Raw genomic sequence first — 20,623 nt, 5'->3', positions numbered from 1 at the left:
CACTTTTCTCAAAACTTTTCCGCCATCTGAATATTTCTTTTTCCACTTGGAAACAACTAGATGGTGAGAGGAGTGGAAGAATTGAGAAAAGTGATGACTATGTTCCGGCGTTTCTTGATGACAGTTTTGTTTGTCCTTGCTTTTATGACGACCTTCTTTGCCGTTTCAGGCGTGGAGGCACAGGATATATCCAGCTGGGCAAAAGAACGCGATCTGTCCTTGAAACAGCTGATGCTCACCTTTAAATCACTTCCGGAAGAAAAAGCGGAAAAGACGTCTCTGTCTGCCGCAGAACAAATTAAAAACAAACCGAAATCGCTTGAAGACGCGTTTGACTGGAGCAAGTATCCGAAGCAAAAAGTCACCGCGACCGGATATACAGCAGGGGCTGAATCAACGGGAAAACAGCCTCATCATCCCGATTACGGGATTACATATTCGGGAGTCAAAGTAAAAAGAGATTTATATTCAACCGTTGCAGCCGACCCGTCGGTCTTTCCGATCGGCACCATATTGTTCATCCCGGACTACGGCTATGGGGTTGTTGCGGATACCGGATCAGCCATTAAGGGAAACCGGCTCGATTTGTACTATGAGACGGTTGAGGATGTTTATAAAGAATGGGGCAAAAAAACACTTGATGTTTATGTCATTAAAAAAGGAAACGGCACCATTACCGAAGAGGATCTCCTGAAGCTGAATGAAAATAAATCGATGCAAGTATTCAGACAAAAATATAAAATGGCGAAAGAATAAGAAAAAACGTTTAAGACCTGGCGTCTTAAACGTTTTTTTGCTTTACATCAATAAATAATCGAGAAGCAGCGTCAGTGCAATGCCGGTCAGGCCGCCGAAAAACACTTCAATCGGCTGATGGCCGAGCAGTTCCTTCAGCTTTTTCTGTTTTTCTTCCTGATGGCTTTTAGGGAAATCCTTCGCTTCGTTGACAAAGCGGTTAAAATCGCGGACAAGCCGGTTGATCACTGTTGCTTGTTCTCCGGCATGTCTTCTCACTCCGGTTGCATCAAACATCGTAATAACGGCAAATATTGCGGAAACGGCGAACAAAGAAGAATCCATCCCGTGATCAAGAGCTACACCGGTCGAGAGCGCCGTGACGGCCGCTGAGTGTGAACTCGGCATTCCGCCCGTGCTTGTGACAAGCCGCCAATCCCATTTTTTTGAGACGACAAAGTAAATGGGAACCTTGATAAACTGAGCGAAAAAGATCGCGGCAAAGCTCGCCAGCAAAGGAAAGTTTGTGAGGATTTCCATTTTGCAGAACATCCTTTCTATAAAGAAAATAGAGATGAATTCAGAAAAGCACGCAGTTATTTGCTAAAATATATGATATGAAACCCCATCGGGAAAAAATGTTTTTCCTATTATAACATTGTTGTTTTAATTTTACTCACTTTGCTGATAAGGAGCTGTGAACGCATGTTTTATGCCTTTAAAGATTTCGAAAAAAAAGAAACGCTTTTAATCGGACTGTTTAAAAAAAGCCGGCTGTACGGTAAGGCTGAAGAAATCGACCGCCTTTTGAACGGCCAGCTTTCTCAGCTGCTGAAAGACGGGGATGTATCTTCCAAAAAAGCGAAAGTGTCTAAAATATTTACCCCTTCGCTTCAGGGAGTCAAACGCATTTATATCGTCGGATTGGGCCGTGAAGCGGAATTTACCTTCGAGGATGCGAAGCAGTGCTTTGCCGAAGCTGTTCAGCTGATTCACAAAGATCGAAAGCAGGAGTTAACCGTCATGCTCGACAGCTTCGTATCCGAAGAAGTCCCAGCTGCTGACGCCGCACATGCATTGGCTGAATCGTGCATGCTGTCATGCTATGAAGTGCAGGATTACAAGCACAGATCAAATGTGCCTGATCAATGTCTGCAAAGCGTCTATGTTTTGACAGACCATGACCTGAAGGAGATTCAGGCGAGTCTGCATGTCGGACAGGTGTACGGAAATGCGACGAATTCGGCGAGAACCCTCGTGAACATGCCGGGGAACATGCTGACAGCGGCGGATCTCGCGTCATATGCCGCTGAATTGGCGGCGAAATACGAATTTGAATGTGAAATTCTTGAAAAGGCTGAAATGGAAGAGCTCGGGATGGGCGGTCTCCTCGCGGTCAACCAAGGATCAGAAGAGCCGCCGAAAATGATCGTCTTGAAATATCAAGGAAAAGAAACATGGGATGACGTCATCGGTTTAGTCGGCAAAGGGATTACGTTTGATACCGGAGGCTATTCGATTAAGACAAAGAGCGGGATTGTCGGCATGAAGTCCGATATGGGCGGAGCCGCCAGCGTTTTGGGAGCGATGGAAGCGATCGGCGAATTGAGGCCGGAACAAAACGTGCTTGCCGTGATTCCGTCGACTGATAACATGATTTCGGGAAGCGCAATGAAGCCGGACGACGTCATCGTTTCCTTGAGCGGCAAGACGATTGAGATCTTGAATACGGACGCCGAAGGAAGGCTGGCGCTCGCTGACGGACTGACATATGCGAAGCACCACGGAGCTTCCGTGCTGATCGATGTCGCGACACTGACCGGAGGCGTCGTCGTAGCTCTGGGAACGGAAACGACGGGAGCGATGACAAATCATGATCCGCTTTATCAGCAGGTGAGACAGGCGGCTGAAGAAGCGGGAGAAGCGATTTGGCAGCTTCCGATTACTGAAAAAGACAAAAAAAGAGTAAAAAACAGCCAAATGGCCGATCTTAACAATTCACCGGGCAGGGAAGGCCATGCGATTATGGCCGGAACGTTCCTCGGCGAATTCGCCGAGCAGACGCCATGGGTTCACCTTGACATCGCCGGAACGGCAACGACAGCTCAAAACTCATGCTTTGGACCGAAAGGCGGAACGGGCGTGATGGTGAGAACGCTTGTCACGTTTGTCGAGCGGTTTTCGGGAAATTTGTAGTCTTTCATCCCCTTTGCTAGAAGGGGATTTTTTTATGGAAAAAACGCAGATGTCTCATTGACGCATTCATAAAACATGTGGTAATATACGTTCATTACTTTAATTATCTACTACATTAGCAAACTAAAGTGTTTGTTCGGAGGTTTCAAATATGAATGCAGTTGTGATTGCTGTTATTGTGATGCTTATATTAAGCCTGCTGCGGGTCAATGTCGTTCTAGCCCTGATTGTGGGCGCTCTTGCCGGCGGTCTGACGGGCGGTCTCGGTCTCGGCCAGACGGTCAGCGTATTTACGGAAGGACTCGGAGGCAACGCAACCGTCGCAGTCAGCTACGCGCTCCTTGGCGCTTTTGCAGTCGCTTTGACGAAAACGGGTCTTCCGGATGCCATGGTTGAAGCTGCTGTCAAGCTGATCGGCAAAGAAGGCGATACAAGGCGCAAAACCCTTTCAAAAGCGCTGATCGTCTTCGTGATTTTAATTATTTCTTGTATGTCTCAAAATGTCGTTCCGGTTCATATCGCATTTATTCCTGTTTTAATTCCGCCGTTATTGAAAATTTTGAATGAGCTGCAAGTGGACCGCCGCCTGATTGCGTGTGCGATGACATTCGGATTGACAGCTCCGTATATTTTGCTTCCCGTCGGCTTCGGCCAGATTTTCCAGGGGATTTTGAAAGACAATATGAAAGATGCAGGCCTTTCTGTCACATTGGCTGATATTCCAATCGCCATGATCATTCCGATTGTCGGGATGATTGCCGGTTTGGCCGTTGCTGCTTTTGTGTACCGCAAACCCCGCACATATGAAATGAAGGAAATCGCCGGTCAAAAGTCGGCGTCCTATACGAAGAAAAGCCTTTCGATTGCCGTTTTGGCCATCGCTGTATCATTAAGCGTACAGCTCTATTTGTCTCAGAGCTTAGACGTCGACGGAATGATCTTCGGCGCGCTCAGCGGTTTGGCGGTCTTGTTTTTAAGCGGAGCGATGAAGCGCGGCGAAGCGGACGAATTGATCACTAACGGCATGAACATGATGGCGTTTATCGGATTTGTGATGCTGGCCGCGGCCGGTTTTGCCAATGTGCTTGAAAAAACGGGCGATGTCAAAGCGCTTGTTGAAGCGTCAACAGGTTTCATCAGCAATAATCAGGTGCTCGGCGCATTGCTGATGCTGGTTGTCGGCTTATTGATCACAATGGGGATCGGTTCCTCATTTGCGACGATTCCGATTATCGCAACGATATTTGTTCCGCTTTGCATGCAGCTTGGCTTCAGCCCGATGGCGACAATCGCCATTATCGGGACGGCCGCAGCTCTCGGAGACGCCGGTTCACCTGCGAGCGACAGCACGCTTGGACCGACATCCGGCTTAAATGCAGACGGACAGCACCACCACATTTGGGACACCTGTGTTCCGACATTCATCTTCTATAATATTCCGCTGATTTTGTTCGGCTGGATCGCGGCGATTGTTCTTTAAAAAAATTCCCCTCAAAACGAGGGGAATTTTTTTCTATGTTTGTTAAAATAAAATGAGAACCGCACCACGGGCTCTCTTTATTAAAAAGTCGGATTTCTTCTGAAGCCTGCGCCTTTTTGAACCGCCCGGAAAACCTTTGAGGCGAGCGCGGCGAGCAGAACGGAGAATGCCAAGTCTTTCACGAAGAACCAGGCCATCATTTTCCAAACGGCTGAATATGACATCGGTGTATTGAGCCAAGTGGAAAAAGCGAGATACGTATAGTTGACGCCGATCAGATAAATGATCAGCGTACCGATCAATGAGGCTGCGAAAAAGTGGCCTGTTTTCGGTTCGGATAGTTTGTCCGTGATCCAGCCCGCGGCATATGCGGCAGGAATATAGGATAGAATAAAGCCTGCGCTTCCTTTAAAAAGAACGGAAATACCGCCTGAAAAAGAAGCGAATACCGGAGCGCCAATAAAGCCGACTAACGCATAGACAATCATGGACAGCGCACCTAATTTACGGCCGAGCAAAAGTCCGGCAAGCAAACAGAAGAAAGGCTGCATCGTAAGCGGAATACCGCCGATTTGCAGAAACGGGGCAAACGAAGTGATATTAGCGCCGATCCCCATCAGAGCGGCAAACATTCCGACAAGCGCCATTTCGCCGGCGCGAAGTTTTTTATTATTCATGATCTTTGTTCCTCCTCAGTGATTCACACAACTTTATCGTAAGAGATCACAAAATAGTTTGTCAACCATTTTTTATTCGAGTTAACAAAGGGGGTTCTTTCGTGTTTTTTGGGAAAACAAAACCGCACAAGTCCGACAGGGTGCCTCCAAACCAAAATGTCACAACATCTTTTCCTGTTCTTCATGCAGGACATGTTCCGGAATACGAAGACCTGTCAAAATGGAATTTGCAAATTTACGGACTTGTCGAACAGCCGCTCCTGCTGACGTTGGATGATCTTCATGAGATGCCGCAAAGCGAAGTGTCCAATGACATTCATTGTGTAACAGGCTGGTCCAAGCTCGATAATGTTTGGGAAGGGATCAAGACAAAGGAGATCGCTGAAAGAGTAAAGCCGCTTCCGGAAGCCAGATTTGTCATCTTGCATGCAGAGGAAGGCTGGACGACGAATGTTCCGCTCGAAGACTTTTTGAAGGATTCGTCTCTTTTGGCTCATTCCCATAACGGCGCCCCGCTCACGCCGGAGCACGGCTTTCCGCTCAGAGCGGTGATGCCGCATTTGTATTTTTGGAAAAGCGCCAAATGGCTGAGGGGCATTCAGTTTACAAAGGAAAACCATCCGGGCTTTTGGGAGAAAAACGGCTACCATCTTAGGGGAAATCCGTGGAAAGAAGAAAGATACAGCTTTGATTAGCGGGGAGGATGAATATGTTTTTCGTACAGCTGTTCATATTTTTAATGCTGAGCGCCTGTTTTTGGCTTTTCATTGCATCATTCAAGAAAAAGGCTTTTGCTGTTTTATTATTGCTGACGGCTGCGGCAGTTCTGGCACTGTTTGCCGCAGTCGGCGATGCCTCTGACCGGACGCTGTGGAGAATCGTCCTGTTTGGGGCGGTTCCTGTTTCTGCAATTGCGGCAAAATTGATTCAGGATCGCCGGAAAACGGAATCATAAAAAAAAGACAGAGCTTCGGGCATATTTTCCGAGGCTCTGTTTTTTTGATGCTATGCGCCGGCGGCTGACGACGAATTTTCGATCGCAAGCTCTGCGGGAACGTAGCCATAGTTTAAGTCCCTGGCTACGGCTTCATAAGTAATATGGCCGTTTGCTGTGTTGACGCCGGCTTTTAGCGCAGGGTTTTCAAGAATCGCTTTTTCCGCGCCTTTGTTCGCGATTTCAAGCGCATACGGAACTGTTACATTCGTCAGCGCAACTGTAGATGTCCGCGGAACGGCGCCAGGCATGTTGGCAACAGCGTAATGGACGACTCCGTGTTTGACATAGGTCGGATTGTCGTGGGTTGTGATGTGATCCACCGTCTCGACGATGCCGCCTTGATCGATTGCGACGTCAACAATCACAGAGCCCGGTTTCATCTGTTTGACCATCTCTTCCGTCACTAAAGTCGGCGCTTTGGCACCCGGGATCAGAACCGCGCAGATGAGGAGGTCGGCTTCCGCTACGGCATCGGCGATGTTGACCGGATTGGACATCAATGTTTTAATTTGATTGCCGAATTGATCATCAAGCTGGCGCAGGCGATCCGCGCTTAAATCGATCATCGTCACGTCGGCTCCGAGGCCCGCCGCGATTTTTGCCGCATTTGTGCCGACAACGCCTCCGCCGATGATCGTCACTTTCCCGCGCGCGACTCCGGGTACACCGGCCAATAATATGCCTTTTCCGCCTTTCGGCTTTTCGAGGAACTGCGCGCCGATTTGGGCGGCCATCCGCCCGGCTACCTCAGACATCGGCGTCAGCAAAGGAAGGGAACGGCCATTGCTGACGGTTTCATAGGCGATGGCTGTCACGCCTTTCTGCTTTAATGCTTCAGCCAAGGAAGGCTCTGCGGCTAAATGCAGGTAGGTGAACAAGATGAGACCTTCTCTAAAATACGGATATTCTTCAGGGAGCGGCTCTTTGACTTTCATCACCATTTCAGCCGCTTCCCAGACGGCTTCCGCCTGTTCTGAGATCTCGGCTCCCACTGAGACGTAATCCTCATTTTCAAACCCGCTTCCAGTCCCCGCGTCTTTTTCCACGATGACGCGGTGTCCTGCCGCGATCAATTGAGAAGCCGCACCGGGAGTCAAAGCAACACGGTTTTCATTGTTTTTGATTTCTTTCGGTACGCCGATAATCATCCGATCATTCCTCCTTTTTCTGTAAAAATGCTGTTGCTTTAGTTTATACTGACTTTTTAGAATTTTCTTTGTTTGAATCGAAAAATAAAAAAACATGCATTTGTGGAATTTCACAAATGCATGTTGCGAAGCTTGATTTCAAGATAAATCGTAAATTTTTCATTGATGTTTTTTAAATCGATTTCGGCGATTTTGCTGATGCGTTTCAGCCTGTAATTCAGCGTGTTGACGTGAATGTTCAGCTTTTTTGCGGCGGTGTTGACGTTGCTGTCGCATTCGATGAATTGTTCAAGCGTCTCGACAAGATTGGAGTGGTGCTCTTTATCATATGCTTCAAGCTGCATTAAAGAATAGTTTGGATAGCTTGCATGTTTCCGTTTTTCGCTGAGCACGTCGAGATACTGGTAGATGCCGAGCTCTGAAAAGCTGACGAGGTGCCTTGTCTCATCGGGAAAACGCTCCTTGACCTTCAGCGCCGAGAGCGCTTCCTGATAAGACTGGTGTACAAGGGTGATCAAGCTGTACATTCCGCCGATCGCGATCGTGCAGTTATTCAGTTTATAGCGCTCTTCAAGTTGCTTTTGTATATTCGCGGCAAATTGCTTTAAATCATTGAACGGCTGCCCTTTTTGCCCCGTTTTTGGCGAAGCGAGGACGATCAGCTCATTATAGTCGATTGTAGCCAGAAGGATTTGCAGCTGCTGCGTCGTTTCCAGCAAGTAATGGAGCTGCTTTTCGGTTTTTTCTTCGATTTCGTCTTTCAGCCGGATGATGATGACCGAATAAGTTGAAGGAACTCCGATGCCAAGCTGGTGAAAGCCGTCGGAGATTTCCTGATCTTCCGAAATGTGCCCGGTCAATAGCTTCCAGAAAAATTCCTGGCTGCGCTGTTCATTTTTTCTTTTTCGGACCTGATAAGGCAGCAGCTTGTTCTTTACGGAATCCGCGGCCAGCTTCAAAAGGTGAAGCTCGTCTTCCGACAGCGTTTTTTGGCTTTCCAGCGCCCAGATAAAACCGATAACCTCGCTGTTTTTCCAGATTGAAATCGCCACGCGGCTCGACAGGCCGACTTCATCGATTTGTTCGACCCTGATCGGTTCGTCGGTTTTCATCAAGGCGGGAATCGTTCCATCCTTCCAAAGCTTGTTGATGACTTTTTCCGGAACGCGCCTTCCGATGATTGTTGACGTTCTCGCCGGGTCCGTGTAGTCGCTGTGGGTGCTGTAAGCAAGGAGGCGGTGGTTGATGTCTTCTATCGTAATCGGACAGTCCAGCACCTCGCTGATATGATCTGCCACATCTTCTAAACGGTCATATTGATATTTAAAAGGATTGTTTCGATTGTTCATAAAAAACCCCTACTTTTTATGTTTGCATGAAAAAATTTTGACATATACCCATCTTACTTTTATTATGAATATAGTTGTTTGTTAAAATCAACAAAAAAGTCGCTGGTGATTTATTATTTTTCATAAACACGGCGATGTATTAAACCAAATTTAATTATTCTGAAAAAAAGAGGAGTAGGAACATTGGCGATTCTAGAGAAAATCAACGGCTTTTTATGGGGAGTCCCGGGCATCGTTATGCTTGCGGGAACCGGTTTATTTCTGACGTTCATCCTGCGGGGGCTTCAATTTAAAAGATTGATATATGCATTCAAACTTGCATTCGGGAAAGAAAAAGAATCAGCCGGAGCAGACGGTGATGTCAGCAATTTCAAGGCGCTGATGACAACGCTTGCCGGAACGATCGGAAATGGAAATATTGCCGGTGTAGCCACGGCGATTACGGTTGGAGGTCCGGGGGCTTTGTTTTGGATGTGGCTCGTCGGTCTTTTAGGGATGGCTACAAAATATAGCGAAGCATTGCTCGCCACGAAATACCGCGTCAAAAATGAGCGGGGCGAATATTCGGGCGGGCCGATGTACTATGTCGAAAAAGGGCTCGGGAAGAAGTGGAAGCCGCTTGCCGTTTTATTTGCATTGTCAGGTGTGCTTGCCTCTTTTGGAATCGGGGATTCCGTCCAGTCCAACACGATTTCGGAAGTCGTTACACAGAGCTTCGGGATTCCCGGCTGGATCATCGGCCTTGTGCTCGCGGTATTGACGGCTGCGATCATCTTCGGCGGTTTTCAGCGTGTCAGCACGGTTGCGAGCATTTTTGTGCCGGTCATGGCGATACTTTATATCGGCGGATCACTGATCATTATTTTCCTTCATTATGATCAAATCATTCCGGCGTTCCAGCTGATTTTTTATCACGCCTTCAACCCGGTGTCAGCCGCGGGGGGCTTTACTGGCATGGTCGTCTCTGAGGCGATCAGAAACGGAATGTCGAAAGGAATCTTTTCAAATGAAGCTGGTCTTGGTACCGCTGCTTTAATCGCAGGAAACGCGAAATCCGATCACCCCGTCAAGGCCGCTTTGGTTGCGATGACGGGAACTTTCATCGTTACATTGATCGTTTGTACGATGACGGGGCTTGTCCTCATTATCACGGGATTCTGGGATCCTTCAGGCGGTCTGCTTTCTGGTGTTGCCCACGATGCATCGCTTGATGCCGGCGCGCTGACAAACGCCGCGTTTGCTTCTTCGCTGGGAGCCGCGGGCAAATACATCGTCACGTTTTCGGTGATTTTCTTTGGCTACTCAACCATTGTCGGTTGGTATGTATATGGAGAAAAATGTCTGGAATATTTAGTTGGTTTAAAATGGGTGCCGCTTTACCGTGTCGTTTATGTCATTGCTGCATATTACGGTGCAGTCGCAAGCCTGAATACTGTATGGGCTTTTGCCGACGCGGCAAACGCATTAATGATGATCCCGAACTTGATCGCCCTTGTGCTCTTATGGAAAGTCATTCGCGCGGAAACTGACGATTTCTTTTTGCACCACTATAATAAGGAAAAACAAAAGTCAGCCGGCTTGAAAGCGGGCTGATCAAGACAAGCCTGCCTCTAAGAGAGGCGGGCTTTTTTGCGCATAGGCAATCCTTCCTTTATCCTATGGAAACGCTTTAGTCTCAGATAGTCACATTGAACCATGCCTTTTGATGCGAATGTTCCGAAAGAAGAAAATTGAGATATTTTTACTAGATTTCTATAATTTTTGCTGGGTGGAAATAGAGGAATGATAAACCTTTAGACTCATTTTGTAAAATAACAACAGATTTGTTTGACTGTGCCTCAATCTTGTTTTTATAATAAAAGCGTTCAAAAAAATAAGTTATTTAGCCCATATCTAGGGCGAATAGCGCAGGAGGTATAAGGAATATGTCAGGAATCATTCGTGTTACGCCGGCTGAACTGCGGCAAATGGCTGACAGATATCAAAAAGAAAGCGGAGATGTGACTGAGCAGGTCAATCAGCGTCTTGATCAAATGATCAACCAGCTTCAAGATATGTGGGAAGGTGAATCAAGCCGTGCGTTCTCAGAGCAATACCAAGAGCTAAGACCTTCTTTTATTAAAATGGCTGAACTTCTAAGCGACGTTTCTAAACAGCTTCATCAGACTGCTAACACTCTTGAAAGCACTGACCAAGACATCGCTAGCCAAATCCGCGGCTAATTTACAGATTAGAAGAATGAGAGAAGCGCCTAATTCAAAAGAAGATGACGGCGCTTTTTCTATTGAGAGGTGATGAACTGGTGTATGTTGACATTACCATCGATTTAAAACATTACGACGGCAGCGTCTTTGACCTCAGACTGTCGGATTACCATTCTGTTAAAAAGGTAGTCGACATTGCGTGGCAAGCCAAAAGCATACCGGTGCCTCCCCGGGAAGGCTACTGGGTAAGGGTGACAAATAAAGATGCCGTTTTTTCAGGCGAATATACATTATCGCAATGCGGAATTACGACAGGTGACCGTCTGGAAATATTATGAAAGGATCTGGATGAATGGCAGAGAAAAAGAAAACGTATCTCGAAGACCAATTAGAGGCCGTCATGACGAAAGAAGACGGTACATATATCTTTCGTTTTCAAAGAGAGAAGATCAATCTTGTGAACGGCTTGGAAGCAAACGTCATTAAAGAAGTCGATCCTTCCTTTAATAAAGAAGCCGTCATGACCGATGATGAAGTCCAAATTATGATTCAGCCTCCTTCCGAATATAAAGAATTTCGTTATATAAAAGGGAAAAATAAAAAAAGCAAGTGGCTATTCGCGTACCAGCTCGTGAAAGCCGTTGAAGAACATTCAATTAAAAGGCTGCACCTGATCGCTGCGCCTGAAAACATTGTTTTTGACAAAGGATTGACGCCTAAATTTTTACATTATGGAGTGAAAGAAAGCATTCCGCCATATGAACACGACGAAGAAAGACTTTTCAATGAAGTGAAAGCCGCCGCGGCGCTTGCTGTCGACGGGCAATTTTCTTTTGAAGAGTATTTAAAATACAGCGAAACCATCAAATTTTCAGATCAGGTAAAAGACATCATCACAAGCGGGACATACGGCGATTTGAAAGCCGTCATTCAAAAGAGGATCGATGAACTGGATGCCGAAGAAAAAATGCTTATCCATCTTCCGAAGAAGAAATGGAAGATTCAAAGGTACATAGGGTTAGGACTAATTTTATGCTTAATACCGGCTGTTTTATTTTCCTTCTATTCATTATTCTTCGCGCAGCCGAAACAGCAGGCGTTTATCGAAAGCAACCGCTACTTCTTAAATAAACAGTACAGCAAAGTCATCAGTACGCTTGATAAATATGATGCCGATGAGATGCCTGATTCTGTTCAGTATCAGCTGGCTTATTCGTATATCATCGTTGACAATGTACTGAAGGAAGCCGATTTACAGGAAGATGCCATGAAGAGCCTGACGCTTCAAGTCGATCCGAATAATTTCCTTTACTGGATTCAGATCGGACGCGGCGCCAATAAAGAAGCGCTTGAGACGGCCCGTAAGCTGGAAAACAATGCACAGATCATGTTGGCACTTATGAAATACACAGATGACATTAAAGCCGATGATAAATTGTCCAGTGATGAGCGGCAGAAACAGCTGGATCCGCTCGAAAAAGAACTTGAAGAATTGAAGCGGACAGCGGATGAACAGAAAGCCAAAACTGAAGAAAACCAGCAGGCAAACACCGAGCAAAACCAGGCGGACGTAGAGGCCGCAAAGGCTGAAACGGAGAAGGCCGAGAAGGAACAGGCGAAAAAAGAAAATAAAGAAAAGGAAGACAAAAAGAAAAAAGATGACAAATAAAAGCGAAAACACCTGTTGTTGGCAGGAGGCGGAGAAATGAGTCTGTTATGGATTTTTTATCATAAAAACTATCAAAAAATAAAACTGGATGATCAGAACAGCCGCACGCTCACCATCGGGCCGGATTTGAAACATTCTGTCACGATTAAGCATTTTTCATTTGAAAAAGGCCCGGTGACACTGGAAAAGCAGAAGGACTCAGACGCTTTGAACGTGCAGCTGGGAGGGGAGACGGTCTCTTCTTTAAAGCTTGGCGGAAAGGCGTCCGTCCAAAGCGGCGCTGAACAGCTGACGCTCTTTTTAGCCGAAGAAGCCGACAGCGTTCCTGCCTACTATTTGGGAGAGAGACAGGAAATCGTCATTTCTTCCCTCGATCAAGAAGCGGATGTTTATTTCAATGAAACGGATTCATTCTTTGGAGAAAAAGGTACGTTCTCTTTCATCCGCCTCGACGGGCAATGGAATGTCCTGCCGAATGACGCGAAAATTTATTTGAACGGAGAAGAAGTGTCCGCCCCTGTCTCCGTGCAAAATGGAGACGAAATCGCATTTGGACTGAATATTCTTCGCATCGTTGAAGACGACCTCTTGGAAATCGAGGGATTCGGGAAGTTTGATACGTCTTTGGAGAACATTCTTAAGCCGAGCTCCGAGACAAAAAATAAATATCCGCAATACCGCAGGCCGCCGAGAATGATTTACGACCTGCCGGATGAAAAAGTATCCTTCAGCTTCCCGGCACAGGAAAGCGACGGAGACAACAGAGGCCTATGGCTGATGATTCTGCCTCCGCTCGTCATGCTGATCGTCATGGGGATCGTGGCGCTCATTCAGCCGCGGGGGATCTTTATCATCGTTTCCCTTGCGATGTTTATGATGACGCTGATTACGTCAACCGTGCAGTACTTCCGCGACAAAAATCAGCGTAAAAAAAGAGAAGAAAAAAGAGAGCGGGTCTATACCCTTTACCTTGAAAACAAAAAGAAAGAGCTGCATGAACTTGCAGAAAGACAAAAGTTCGTACTTGATTTCCATTTTCCTACATTTGAGAGAATGAAATATTTAACAAAGGAGATCAGCGGACGAATTTGGGAAAAATCGATTGAAAGCGCCGATTTTCTGCAAATCCGCCTTGGAACGGGAAATGTTGCATCTTCGTACCAAATCAATTTGAACGGCGGAGATTTGGCCAACCGCGATACAGACCATCTCCTTGAACAAACGCAAAAAATGGAAGAGGTCTACAGAGAGCTGAAAAATGCGCCGATCACTGTGAATCTTGCCGAAGGCCCGATGGGCGTCGTCGGAAAATTGTCCGTCGTCAAAAATGAAATTCATCAGCTTGTCGGCCAGCTCGCATTTTTCCACAGCTATCATGACTTGCGCTTTGTCTTTATTTTTGACGAAGCCGAGTATCAAGAATGGGAATGGATGAAGTGGCTCCCGCATTTTCAGATGCCTCATATTTATGCGAAAGGGTTTATTTACAACGAACAGACGAGAGATCAGCTCCTTTCAAGCATATATGAGATTTTGAGAGAACGGGATTTAGATGAAAACAAAAAGAAGACTTTGTTTAAGCCGCACTTTGTGTTTATCATCACAAATCAGCAGCTCATCGCAGAACACGTCATTTTAGAATATTTGGAAGGCAAGCAGAAACACCTCGGAGTGTCGACAATCGTGGCGGCAGAGACAAAAGAAAGCCTGTCCGAAAACATTCATACCCTTGTTCGTTATATTACTGAACAGGAAGGCGACATTCTGATCAAGCAAAAGAAAGCCGTCCAGATCCCGTTTCAGCTGGATCACCACAACAGGGAAGACAACGAACAGTTTTCCCGGACGCTGAGAACGCTTGACCACCAGACGGGCATGACGAATTCGATTCCTGATACCGTATCGTTTCTCGAACTGTTCCAAGTGAAGGAAGTCGATGACATCGGCATCGAACAAAAATGGATGACAAGCGAATCGGCCAAATCTTTGGCCGTGCCGATCGGCTATAAAGGAAAAGACGACATTGTTTATTTAAACCTTCACGAAAAGGCGCACGGCCCCCACGGGCTGCTTGCCGGAACGACCGGTTCGGGTAAAAGTGAATTTTTGCAGACTTATATTTTGTCTTTGGCAGTTCACTTTCACCCGCATGAAGTCGCATTTTTGCTAATCGACTACAAAGGGGGCGGAATGGCGCAGCCGTTCCGGAACATTCCGCATTTGCTCGGAACGATTACTAACATTGAAGGCAGCAAGAACTTCAGCAACCGGGCGCTTGCGTCCATTAAGAGCGAGCTGAAGAAAAGGCAGCGGCTCTTTGATCAGTACAAAGTGAACCATATCAACGACTATACAAAGCTTTACAAACAGAAAAAAGCGAAAACGGCGATGCCGCACCTTTTCTTAATTTCAGACGAATTTGCCGAGCTGAAAAGCGAAGAACCGGAATTTATCCGCGAGCTTGTCAGTGCGGCAAGGATCGGGCGAAGCCTCGGGGTGCACTTAATCTTGGCGACGCAAAAACCGGGCGGCATCATCGATGACCAGATTTGGAGCAACTCCAGATTCAAGGTCGCCTTGAAGGTGCAGGATGCGAATGACAGTAAAGAGATCCTCAAAAACGGGGATGCGGCTACCATCACGGTAACGGGCCGCGGCTATTTGCAAGTCGGCAACAACGAGGTGTATGAACTGTTCCAGTCTGCATGGAGCGGAGCCCCTTACATGGAGGACGGCTATGGCACAGAGGATGAAGTGGCGATCGTCACAGATACCGGATTAATTCCTTTATCAGATGTTGATGCTGATCGCGCTGCGAAAAAAGAGGCTGTGACGGAAATTTCGGCAGTCGTCGAACAAATTGAACGGATTCAAGCGGAGATGGGAATCGAGAAGCTCCCGAGCCCTTGGCTGCCGCCGCTTGAAGAACGCATACCGAAAACGCGCTATCCGTCGGAGGAAGCCGATGCCTTTAACTTTGCCTATATCGATGAACCTGAAAAGCAAAGCCAGGAGCCGATCAGCTACCGCATGATGGAAGACGGCAATATCGGCATCGTCGGCTCGTCAGGCTACGGAAAATCCCTGACAGCCACGACGTTCATGATGAGCTTTGCCGAACAGTATACGCCGGAAGAATTGCATTACTACATTTTCGACTTTGGCAACGGAACGCTGCTTCCGCTTGCAAGGCTTCCGCACACCGCGGATTATTTCCTGATGGACCAAACGAGAAAAATCGAGAAATTTATGGTCCGGATCAAGGCGGAAATCGAGCACAGGAAAAATCTCTTCCGTGCAAAAGAAATCAGCCATATCAAGATGTACAATGCGCTGAATGAGGAAAAGCTGCCGTTTATTTTCATAACGGTCGACAACTTTGACATCATTAAAGACGAAATGCATGAACTCGAAAGCGAATTTATCCAGTTTTCACGAGACGGCCAGTCGCTTGGAATTTATTTAATCCTGACCGCGACAAGGGTCAATGCAATCAGACAGTCGCTCTTGAACAACCTGAAAACGAGGGTTGTCCACTATCTGATGGATCAGTCTGAAGCATATTCGATTATCGGAAGGCCGGAATTCAGCCTTGAACCGATCCCTGGACGCGTTATTATCAATAAAGAAAACCAATACTTCGCACAAATGTTTATGCCTGTGGAAGCGGACAACGATATCGAGCTGTTTGAAGGGATCAAAGCCGACATTCAGGCGATCGCAGAACGCTCGGAAGGCATGAGAAAGCCGGCGCCTGTGCCGATGCTGCCGCTCGAGCTTTCCGTCACACAGTTTGTGAGAGATTATCCGCTTCAGCCTGAAAGAGGCCTTATTCCAATGGGACTCGATGAAGAAACTGTCGAACCCGTATACTTTAATCTTGAGAAAAATAAGCACTGCCTCATTATGGGTCAGACGCAGCGCGGAAAAACAAACGTCATCAAGATCATGCTCGAGCACCTGCTTGACCATGACACGAAAAAAATCGCCGTGTTTGATTCGATAGACAGAGGGCTTTCTCAATATGCGACAGAGGATCAAATCAGCTATCTAGAAACAAAAGACGACATTCTGCTCTGGCTCGCTGAGACGGAAGAAATTTGCCGGACAAGGGAAGCGATGTATTTGGAAGCCGTTAAACAAGGAGAAATCGCCAACCTTGATTTCTCACCGATGGTCTTTATTGTCGACGGAATTTCACGGTTCCAGCAGACGATCGACGCATCGATTCAGGACAAAATGGCGATGTTCATGAAATCTTACGCCCATTTAGGTTTCCACTTTATACCTGCCGGAAATCACAGCGAGTTCACAAAAGGCTATGATTCGCTGACAAGCGAAGTCAAGCAGGTCAGACACGCGATGCTATTGATGAAAAAATCCGAGCAGAACTTGATTCAGCTCCCATATGAACGCCAGGAGCCGGAAATTCTGCCGGGCTTTGGCTATATCGTTGAAAACGGCAAAGAGAGGAAAATTCAAATTCCTTTATGTGCTGTAGAAAGGAAGAAAGCGAAATGACGGAACAACAAAAAAGCACGCTGAAAATTATCAGCGCCATCGTCACGATCATCTTGCTGCCCGTCCTGTTTTTTCATTTCATCGGTGAGAACCCGACGAAAAAGGTATCGAACGCGACAAGGGAAATCGCCGTTGTCAATGAGGATACCGGCGTTTTGAAAGATGACGGAACCGTTGATCAAGATGCGCTGCTGGGAAACGAAATCTCGGCTTCCCTGGTTGACCGTCCGGATTATAAATGGACGGTCGTCAACCGGAGCGCAGCAGAAAGCGGACTTGCGGAGAAGCAATACGATGCGATTGTCTACATTCCGTCGGACTTTTCGCAAAACATTTTAAGCTACAACCATGAGCGTCCGCAAAAAGCGGAGCTGGAATTCAAAATTCAGGACCAGCTCGACGCCGTCAACAAGGAAAAAGTCCAGCGCGAGCTTCAGGACGCGCAAAAAACGGTGAGCAAGAAAATGTCTTCCCTGTACTGGCGCTTTGTCAAACAGGGAGTCAAAAAGGTCAGAAAAGAGTTTGACAGCATCGTAAACAAAGAGTCGGAGTTCCAAAACGCGATGTACAATTTTTACAAGCCGAGCTCCAACAATTTAGCTGGCGAAGTAGAAAGACAAAAAGAGATGATCGACAGACTGAAAGAATCGATCAATGAAACAGAAGGCACATCAAAAGAACGCAACGCAAGCGTCGAAGAATCCAAAAAACAATTGGACAGCTTCGTCGACAACGTCAATCAATACAAACAATATCAAGAGAAGCAGTCGGAGCTGCTTCAATCGGCCCAGGCGGACAGTGAAAAACAAATTCAAGACGGCCTAACATCTATCAAAGAAAAGCAAGCCAGCGCCCAAAGCCGCTTCAGCGAACAAATGAATGGCATGGCAATGTCGCTCAGCGGTTTGCAAAACCAGTTTAGCCTTGCTGGAAGTTCGCTTGAGAATCTGGCGAAATATCGTTATGTAGAAGTGCCAGAACAGCAGCTTGGTCAGATAAGCACGATCCAGAGCGAGCTGATTTCCAATTATAAAGCTGATGCTAGACAACTAAACATAAAGAACATTGAATCTCAGTCGCATATCCTAGAGTATCGACAAAAATTGTTCGAATTTGATGACACACCGATAGCTGAAGACCCTGGAAATGATGGAGAAGATGATTCCGACGAAGATGATAATACGAATATCGAAATAAATTTGGATGATGAAACAACTGAGCTTGAGAAAATATCAAAAGAATTAGAGGAATTGTCTAATAACATTGAGGTTCCAAATAAAGAAGAGCCTGAATCCCCTTCACCTGGTGAGAATGATGGAACGACAGAAGATAATACTTCGACAGATCCAGTAGATACAGGACAAACAGGTGAAAATGACAACACAGTAAATTCTGAGGAAAATGAACAGCAGGCGGACAACGGAAACAATGTTGATGATACAAATAAGGAGGATCCACCTCCAGCTGAAGAAAATCCCGATGAACAAGACGGCAGTAATCTTGAAGAATTGAAAAAAGAATTAAGCACCATATCTGCTAACATAGAAGGTGTGAAATCTAACATTGATCAAAAAACAAAAGAGCATAATGAAGAGCTTAAGAAAAAAATTGATAATTTAGATGAAAAAGTAGAAAAACTGAATAAAAAAGTTGATGAATTAAATGAACGAGTTGAAGATTTAAAACAAAAACTGATTGAAGAAAGAGATAAGGATTTTCAAAAAATATATGGTAAAATAATTAAGCTCGAAGAAGATTTAAAGGTGTATTATGAGAATGATATCAGCCCTGAAGTGAAACGGGCTTTTGACAATCAATCTTTTGTCAATAGAAACATTAATCAACTAATGGATTACTATAATCTACTATCGGTTTATCATGTTGCTGTTACTGGAAAGTACAAAGCAGGGACAGAGCTTGAAGATGGATTGCTTCAAAATAGCAAAAATAAAGTTGATACAGTTCTCAGAGTCGGTGAAAACGAAACCACAAAATGGAAAAATCTCAAGAACAACATGCTGGCGACAAACGAAGATATAGAAGCATATACTACCGGCATGACAGATTTTGTTGACAGTTACGGCGCATTCATTGATGAAAAGCAAACAGAAACGCTAAATGAGCTCAGCAACATCTCAGACAGAGCAAATGCCGTATCTGAACAGCTGCGCAATCCGGAAGGCGCCGGAACAGCAGTCATGCAGGGAGATGCGACAGATGGAACGATGGTCATCAGCATGCAGGATACGCTTGGAAATGACATTTTGCAGCTGTCCAACATGCTCGGTTCCTTGTCGGAAACGCAATCAGGCGTCATCGAGTACACGAGCAATATTCAGGAAAGTGTAAACGATGTTCAGAAAAAAGCGGATACCCTGAATTCAAACTGGGGTCAAAATGTCGCGACGACAAAGCTTATCCGCGGAGACGTATACGGCATTCTCGGAAATGCGTTCGGAGGAAACGACGGATATGTATACGATCATCTGGCAAGTCCGGTGAAAATCAGCGGGGATGTTCCAGAGTCAAAAGCGCAAAACGTACCGCCGGTCGTCATTCTCGTGATTGTGATGCTTTCCAGCTTGCTGATCGGATATTTCAGCCACCATTATCAAAATGCTCCGCTCTTAGTCAGGGGCGCGCTGTTCGGCATTTTGAATATCATTGTCGGACTGATGATCAGCCTGTTCGGTTTGAACATTTACTCACTCGCAGACGATCAGGCCGTCATGTGGTCGGTCTTTACGATCTTGCTGCTTGTCGCAAGTTCAGCCATTATCCGGACGGCGTTTATGCTGGGATCGATCGCAGGCGGAATCGCGACAGCCGCCATGGTGCTGTTCTATGTAGCGCCGCTGCTTGACCTGGCGATGCCGAACTTCAGCTTTAACAATCCGGTATCAACCGTATATATGTCGATTCAGTACGGAACTGGAAGCCAGTTTGCACTCGGAATCGGAGCATTAATTTTAATCACGATCATCGCAATTGCTGTTCCTTTTATTGTCGATTTTGCAAAATCAAGAACAGAAGAAAGCGAGACTGACCATGATGCGTAATGCGAAATGGGGAAAGAAGGGGATCATGGCAGTCATGCTCTCCTTCTTTCTTTTCACTCCGATCGCGAAGGCGGAGGAAACCGATAAAGTCGATGTAAAGCCAAACGAGTACGAAAAGCAGGATATTAAAATCGAGACGGACTACCTTCAGGAAGAAGAGGCGGAATACAAAGAGGAAATATCAATTCCAGAAGAACTGAAGGAATTCTCATTTACAGATTCGAAAAAAGAAGATGCTATCGAAAAGCTGAAAAGCCTGTCCGGAAGCTTCACGAATGAAAGCAATTCCGTGGCTTCAAAGCTAAAGCAGCTTGACCTGTCATTCTCGGCAAATCCGTCCTTATCGGGAAGGGAAGATGACTCTGCGGAAAACCGGCAATCCATCTTCCTGCCCATTCTATACGGTCTGCTGATCCTTCTTTGCATCGCCGGTCTGTTCTTTTTGATTCCGAAAGTCAGCGGGCAGCAGAAAAAATAAGAGCGCTCAGCAATGAAAAGTCCGAGGTTCTGTAAGGTGCTGTCGGTGCGGCTGTCTTTTGGTTGGCTGTTCTTAGCGCAGAAAACCGCAGCACTTGAGAAGCGGGCTGA

The 20,623-nt window shown here is 46.3% G+C and carries 16 protein-coding genes; 12 read left to right on the top strand and 4 right to left on the bottom strand.

Annotated elements, in window-relative coordinates; translation table 11 throughout:
* Positions 1-90 precede the first annotated feature (90 nt).
* Positions 91-756 carry a 3D domain-containing protein gene (locus tag H7F26_RS01425; protein ID WP_025804898.1) on the top strand — a complete coding sequence of 222 codons (666 nt, stop codon included), beginning with the start codon at positions 91-93 and terminating at the stop codon, positions 754-756.
* Positions 757-798: 42 nt separating this feature from the next.
* Here the strand turns inward: H7F26_RS01425 and H7F26_RS01420 are convergent, their stop codons facing one another.
* Positions 799-1,275, bottom strand: a complete 477-nt coding sequence (locus H7F26_RS01420) for a divergent PAP2 family protein (RefSeq protein ID WP_003184918.1) — start codon at positions 1,273-1,275, stop codon at positions 799-801.
* A gap of 165 nt (positions 1,276-1,440) precedes the next feature.
* Here H7F26_RS01420 and H7F26_RS01415 point away from each other — a divergent pair, with 165 nt between their 5' ends.
* Together H7F26_RS01415 and H7F26_RS01410 are read left to right on the top strand one after the other, a co-directional pair.
* Positions 1,441-2,931: a leucyl aminopeptidase gene (locus H7F26_RS01415; protein ID WP_003184916.1), complete on the top strand. Its 1,491-nt coding sequence runs from the start codon at positions 1,441-1,443 to the stop codon at positions 2,929-2,931.
* A 151-nt stretch (positions 2,932-3,082) separates the two neighbouring features.
* Positions 3,083-4,411 (top strand): Na+/H+ antiporter family protein, encoded by a 1,329-nt coding sequence (locus H7F26_RS01410; protein ID WP_011198259.1) that lies wholly within the window; start codon positions 3,083-3,085, stop codon positions 4,409-4,411.
* An 80-nt stretch (positions 4,412-4,491) separates the two neighbouring features.
* Here H7F26_RS01410 and H7F26_RS01405 read toward each other — a convergent pair whose 3' ends face one another.
* Positions 4,492-5,088, bottom strand: a complete 597-nt coding sequence (locus H7F26_RS01405; protein WP_016886121.1) for a biotin transporter BioY — start codon at positions 5,086-5,088, stop codon at positions 4,492-4,494.
* A gap of 101 nt (positions 5,089-5,189) precedes the next feature.
* Here H7F26_RS01405 and H7F26_RS01400 point away from each other — a divergent pair, with 101 nt between their 5' ends.
* Together H7F26_RS01400 and H7F26_RS01395 are read left to right on the top strand one after the other, a co-directional pair.
* On the top strand, positions 5,190-5,783 hold the full coding sequence (locus H7F26_RS01400) for a sulfite oxidase-like oxidoreductase (RefSeq protein ID WP_003184910.1): 594 nt from the start codon (positions 5,190-5,192) through the stop codon (positions 5,781-5,783).
* 14 nt (positions 5,784-5,797) lie between these two features.
* Positions 5,798-6,043, top strand: a complete 246-nt coding sequence (locus H7F26_RS01395; RefSeq protein ID WP_011198258.1) for a hypothetical protein — start codon at positions 5,798-5,800, stop codon at positions 6,041-6,043.
* Between the two features lie 50 nt (positions 6,044-6,093).
* Here H7F26_RS01395 and ald read toward each other — a convergent pair whose 3' ends face one another.
* On the bottom strand, positions 6,094-7,233 hold the full coding sequence (ald, locus tag H7F26_RS01390; RefSeq protein ID WP_003184907.1) for an alanine dehydrogenase: 1,140 nt from the start codon (positions 7,231-7,233) through the stop codon (positions 6,094-6,096).
* 110 nt (positions 7,234-7,343) lie between these two features.
* Positions 7,344-8,582, bottom strand: coding sequence for a sporulation transcriptional activator AdeR (locus tag H7F26_RS01385; RefSeq protein ID WP_003184905.1), 1,239 nt, complete (start codon positions 8,580-8,582; stop codon positions 7,344-7,346).
* 183 nt (positions 8,583-8,765) lie between these two features.
* Here H7F26_RS01385 and H7F26_RS01380 point away from each other — a divergent pair, with 183 nt between their 5' ends.
* From H7F26_RS01380 to essA, 7 genes are all read left to right on the top strand, one after another.
* Entirely contained in the window at positions 8,766-10,175 is a 1,410-nt protein-coding gene (locus H7F26_RS01380) for an alanine/glycine:cation symporter family protein (RefSeq protein ID WP_003184902.1), read from the top strand.
* Between the two features lie 332 nt (positions 10,176-10,507).
* On the top strand, positions 10,508-10,804 hold the full coding sequence (locus tag H7F26_RS01375; RefSeq protein WP_003184900.1) for a WXG100 family type VII secretion target: 297 nt from the start codon (positions 10,508-10,510) through the stop codon (positions 10,802-10,804).
* Between the two features lie 80 nt (positions 10,805-10,884).
* Positions 10,885-11,124: an ESX secretion system protein YukD gene (locus H7F26_RS01370; protein ID WP_011198257.1), complete on the top strand. Its 240-nt coding sequence runs from the start codon at positions 10,885-10,887 to the stop codon at positions 11,122-11,124.
* A 14-nt stretch (positions 11,125-11,138) separates the two neighbouring features.
* Positions 11,139-12,455: a type VII secretion protein EssB gene (essB, locus tag H7F26_RS01365; RefSeq protein ID WP_185855206.1), complete on the top strand. Its 1,317-nt coding sequence runs from the start codon at positions 11,139-11,141 to the stop codon at positions 12,453-12,455.
* A gap of 36 nt (positions 12,456-12,491) precedes the next feature.
* Positions 12,492-16,976 (top strand): type VII secretion protein EssC, encoded by a 4,485-nt coding sequence (essC, locus tag H7F26_RS01360; RefSeq protein ID WP_009329516.1) that lies wholly within the window; start codon positions 12,492-12,494, stop codon positions 16,974-16,976.
* A complete protein-coding gene (gene esaA, locus H7F26_RS01355) occupies positions 16,973-20,035 on the top strand; it encodes a type VII secretion protein EsaA (protein WP_016886120.1) in 3,063 nt (1,020 codons plus the stop codon). Before essC ends, esaA begins: the two co-directional genes overlap by 4 nt.
* Entirely contained in the window at positions 20,025-20,513 is a 489-nt protein-coding gene (gene essA, locus H7F26_RS01350) for a type VII secretion protein EssA (protein ID WP_009329514.1), read from the top strand. Before esaA ends, essA begins: the two co-directional genes overlap by 11 nt.
* Positions 20,514-20,623: the final 110 nt, after the last annotated feature.

The organism is Bacillus sp. PAMC28748, from assembly GCF_014250415.1.
GTDB lineage: Bacteria > Bacillota > Bacilli > Bacillales > Bacillaceae > Bacillus > Bacillus licheniformis.
Note: the sequence above shows the minus strand (reverse complement) of the source record. Positions and strands in the feature narration are given on the sequence as shown.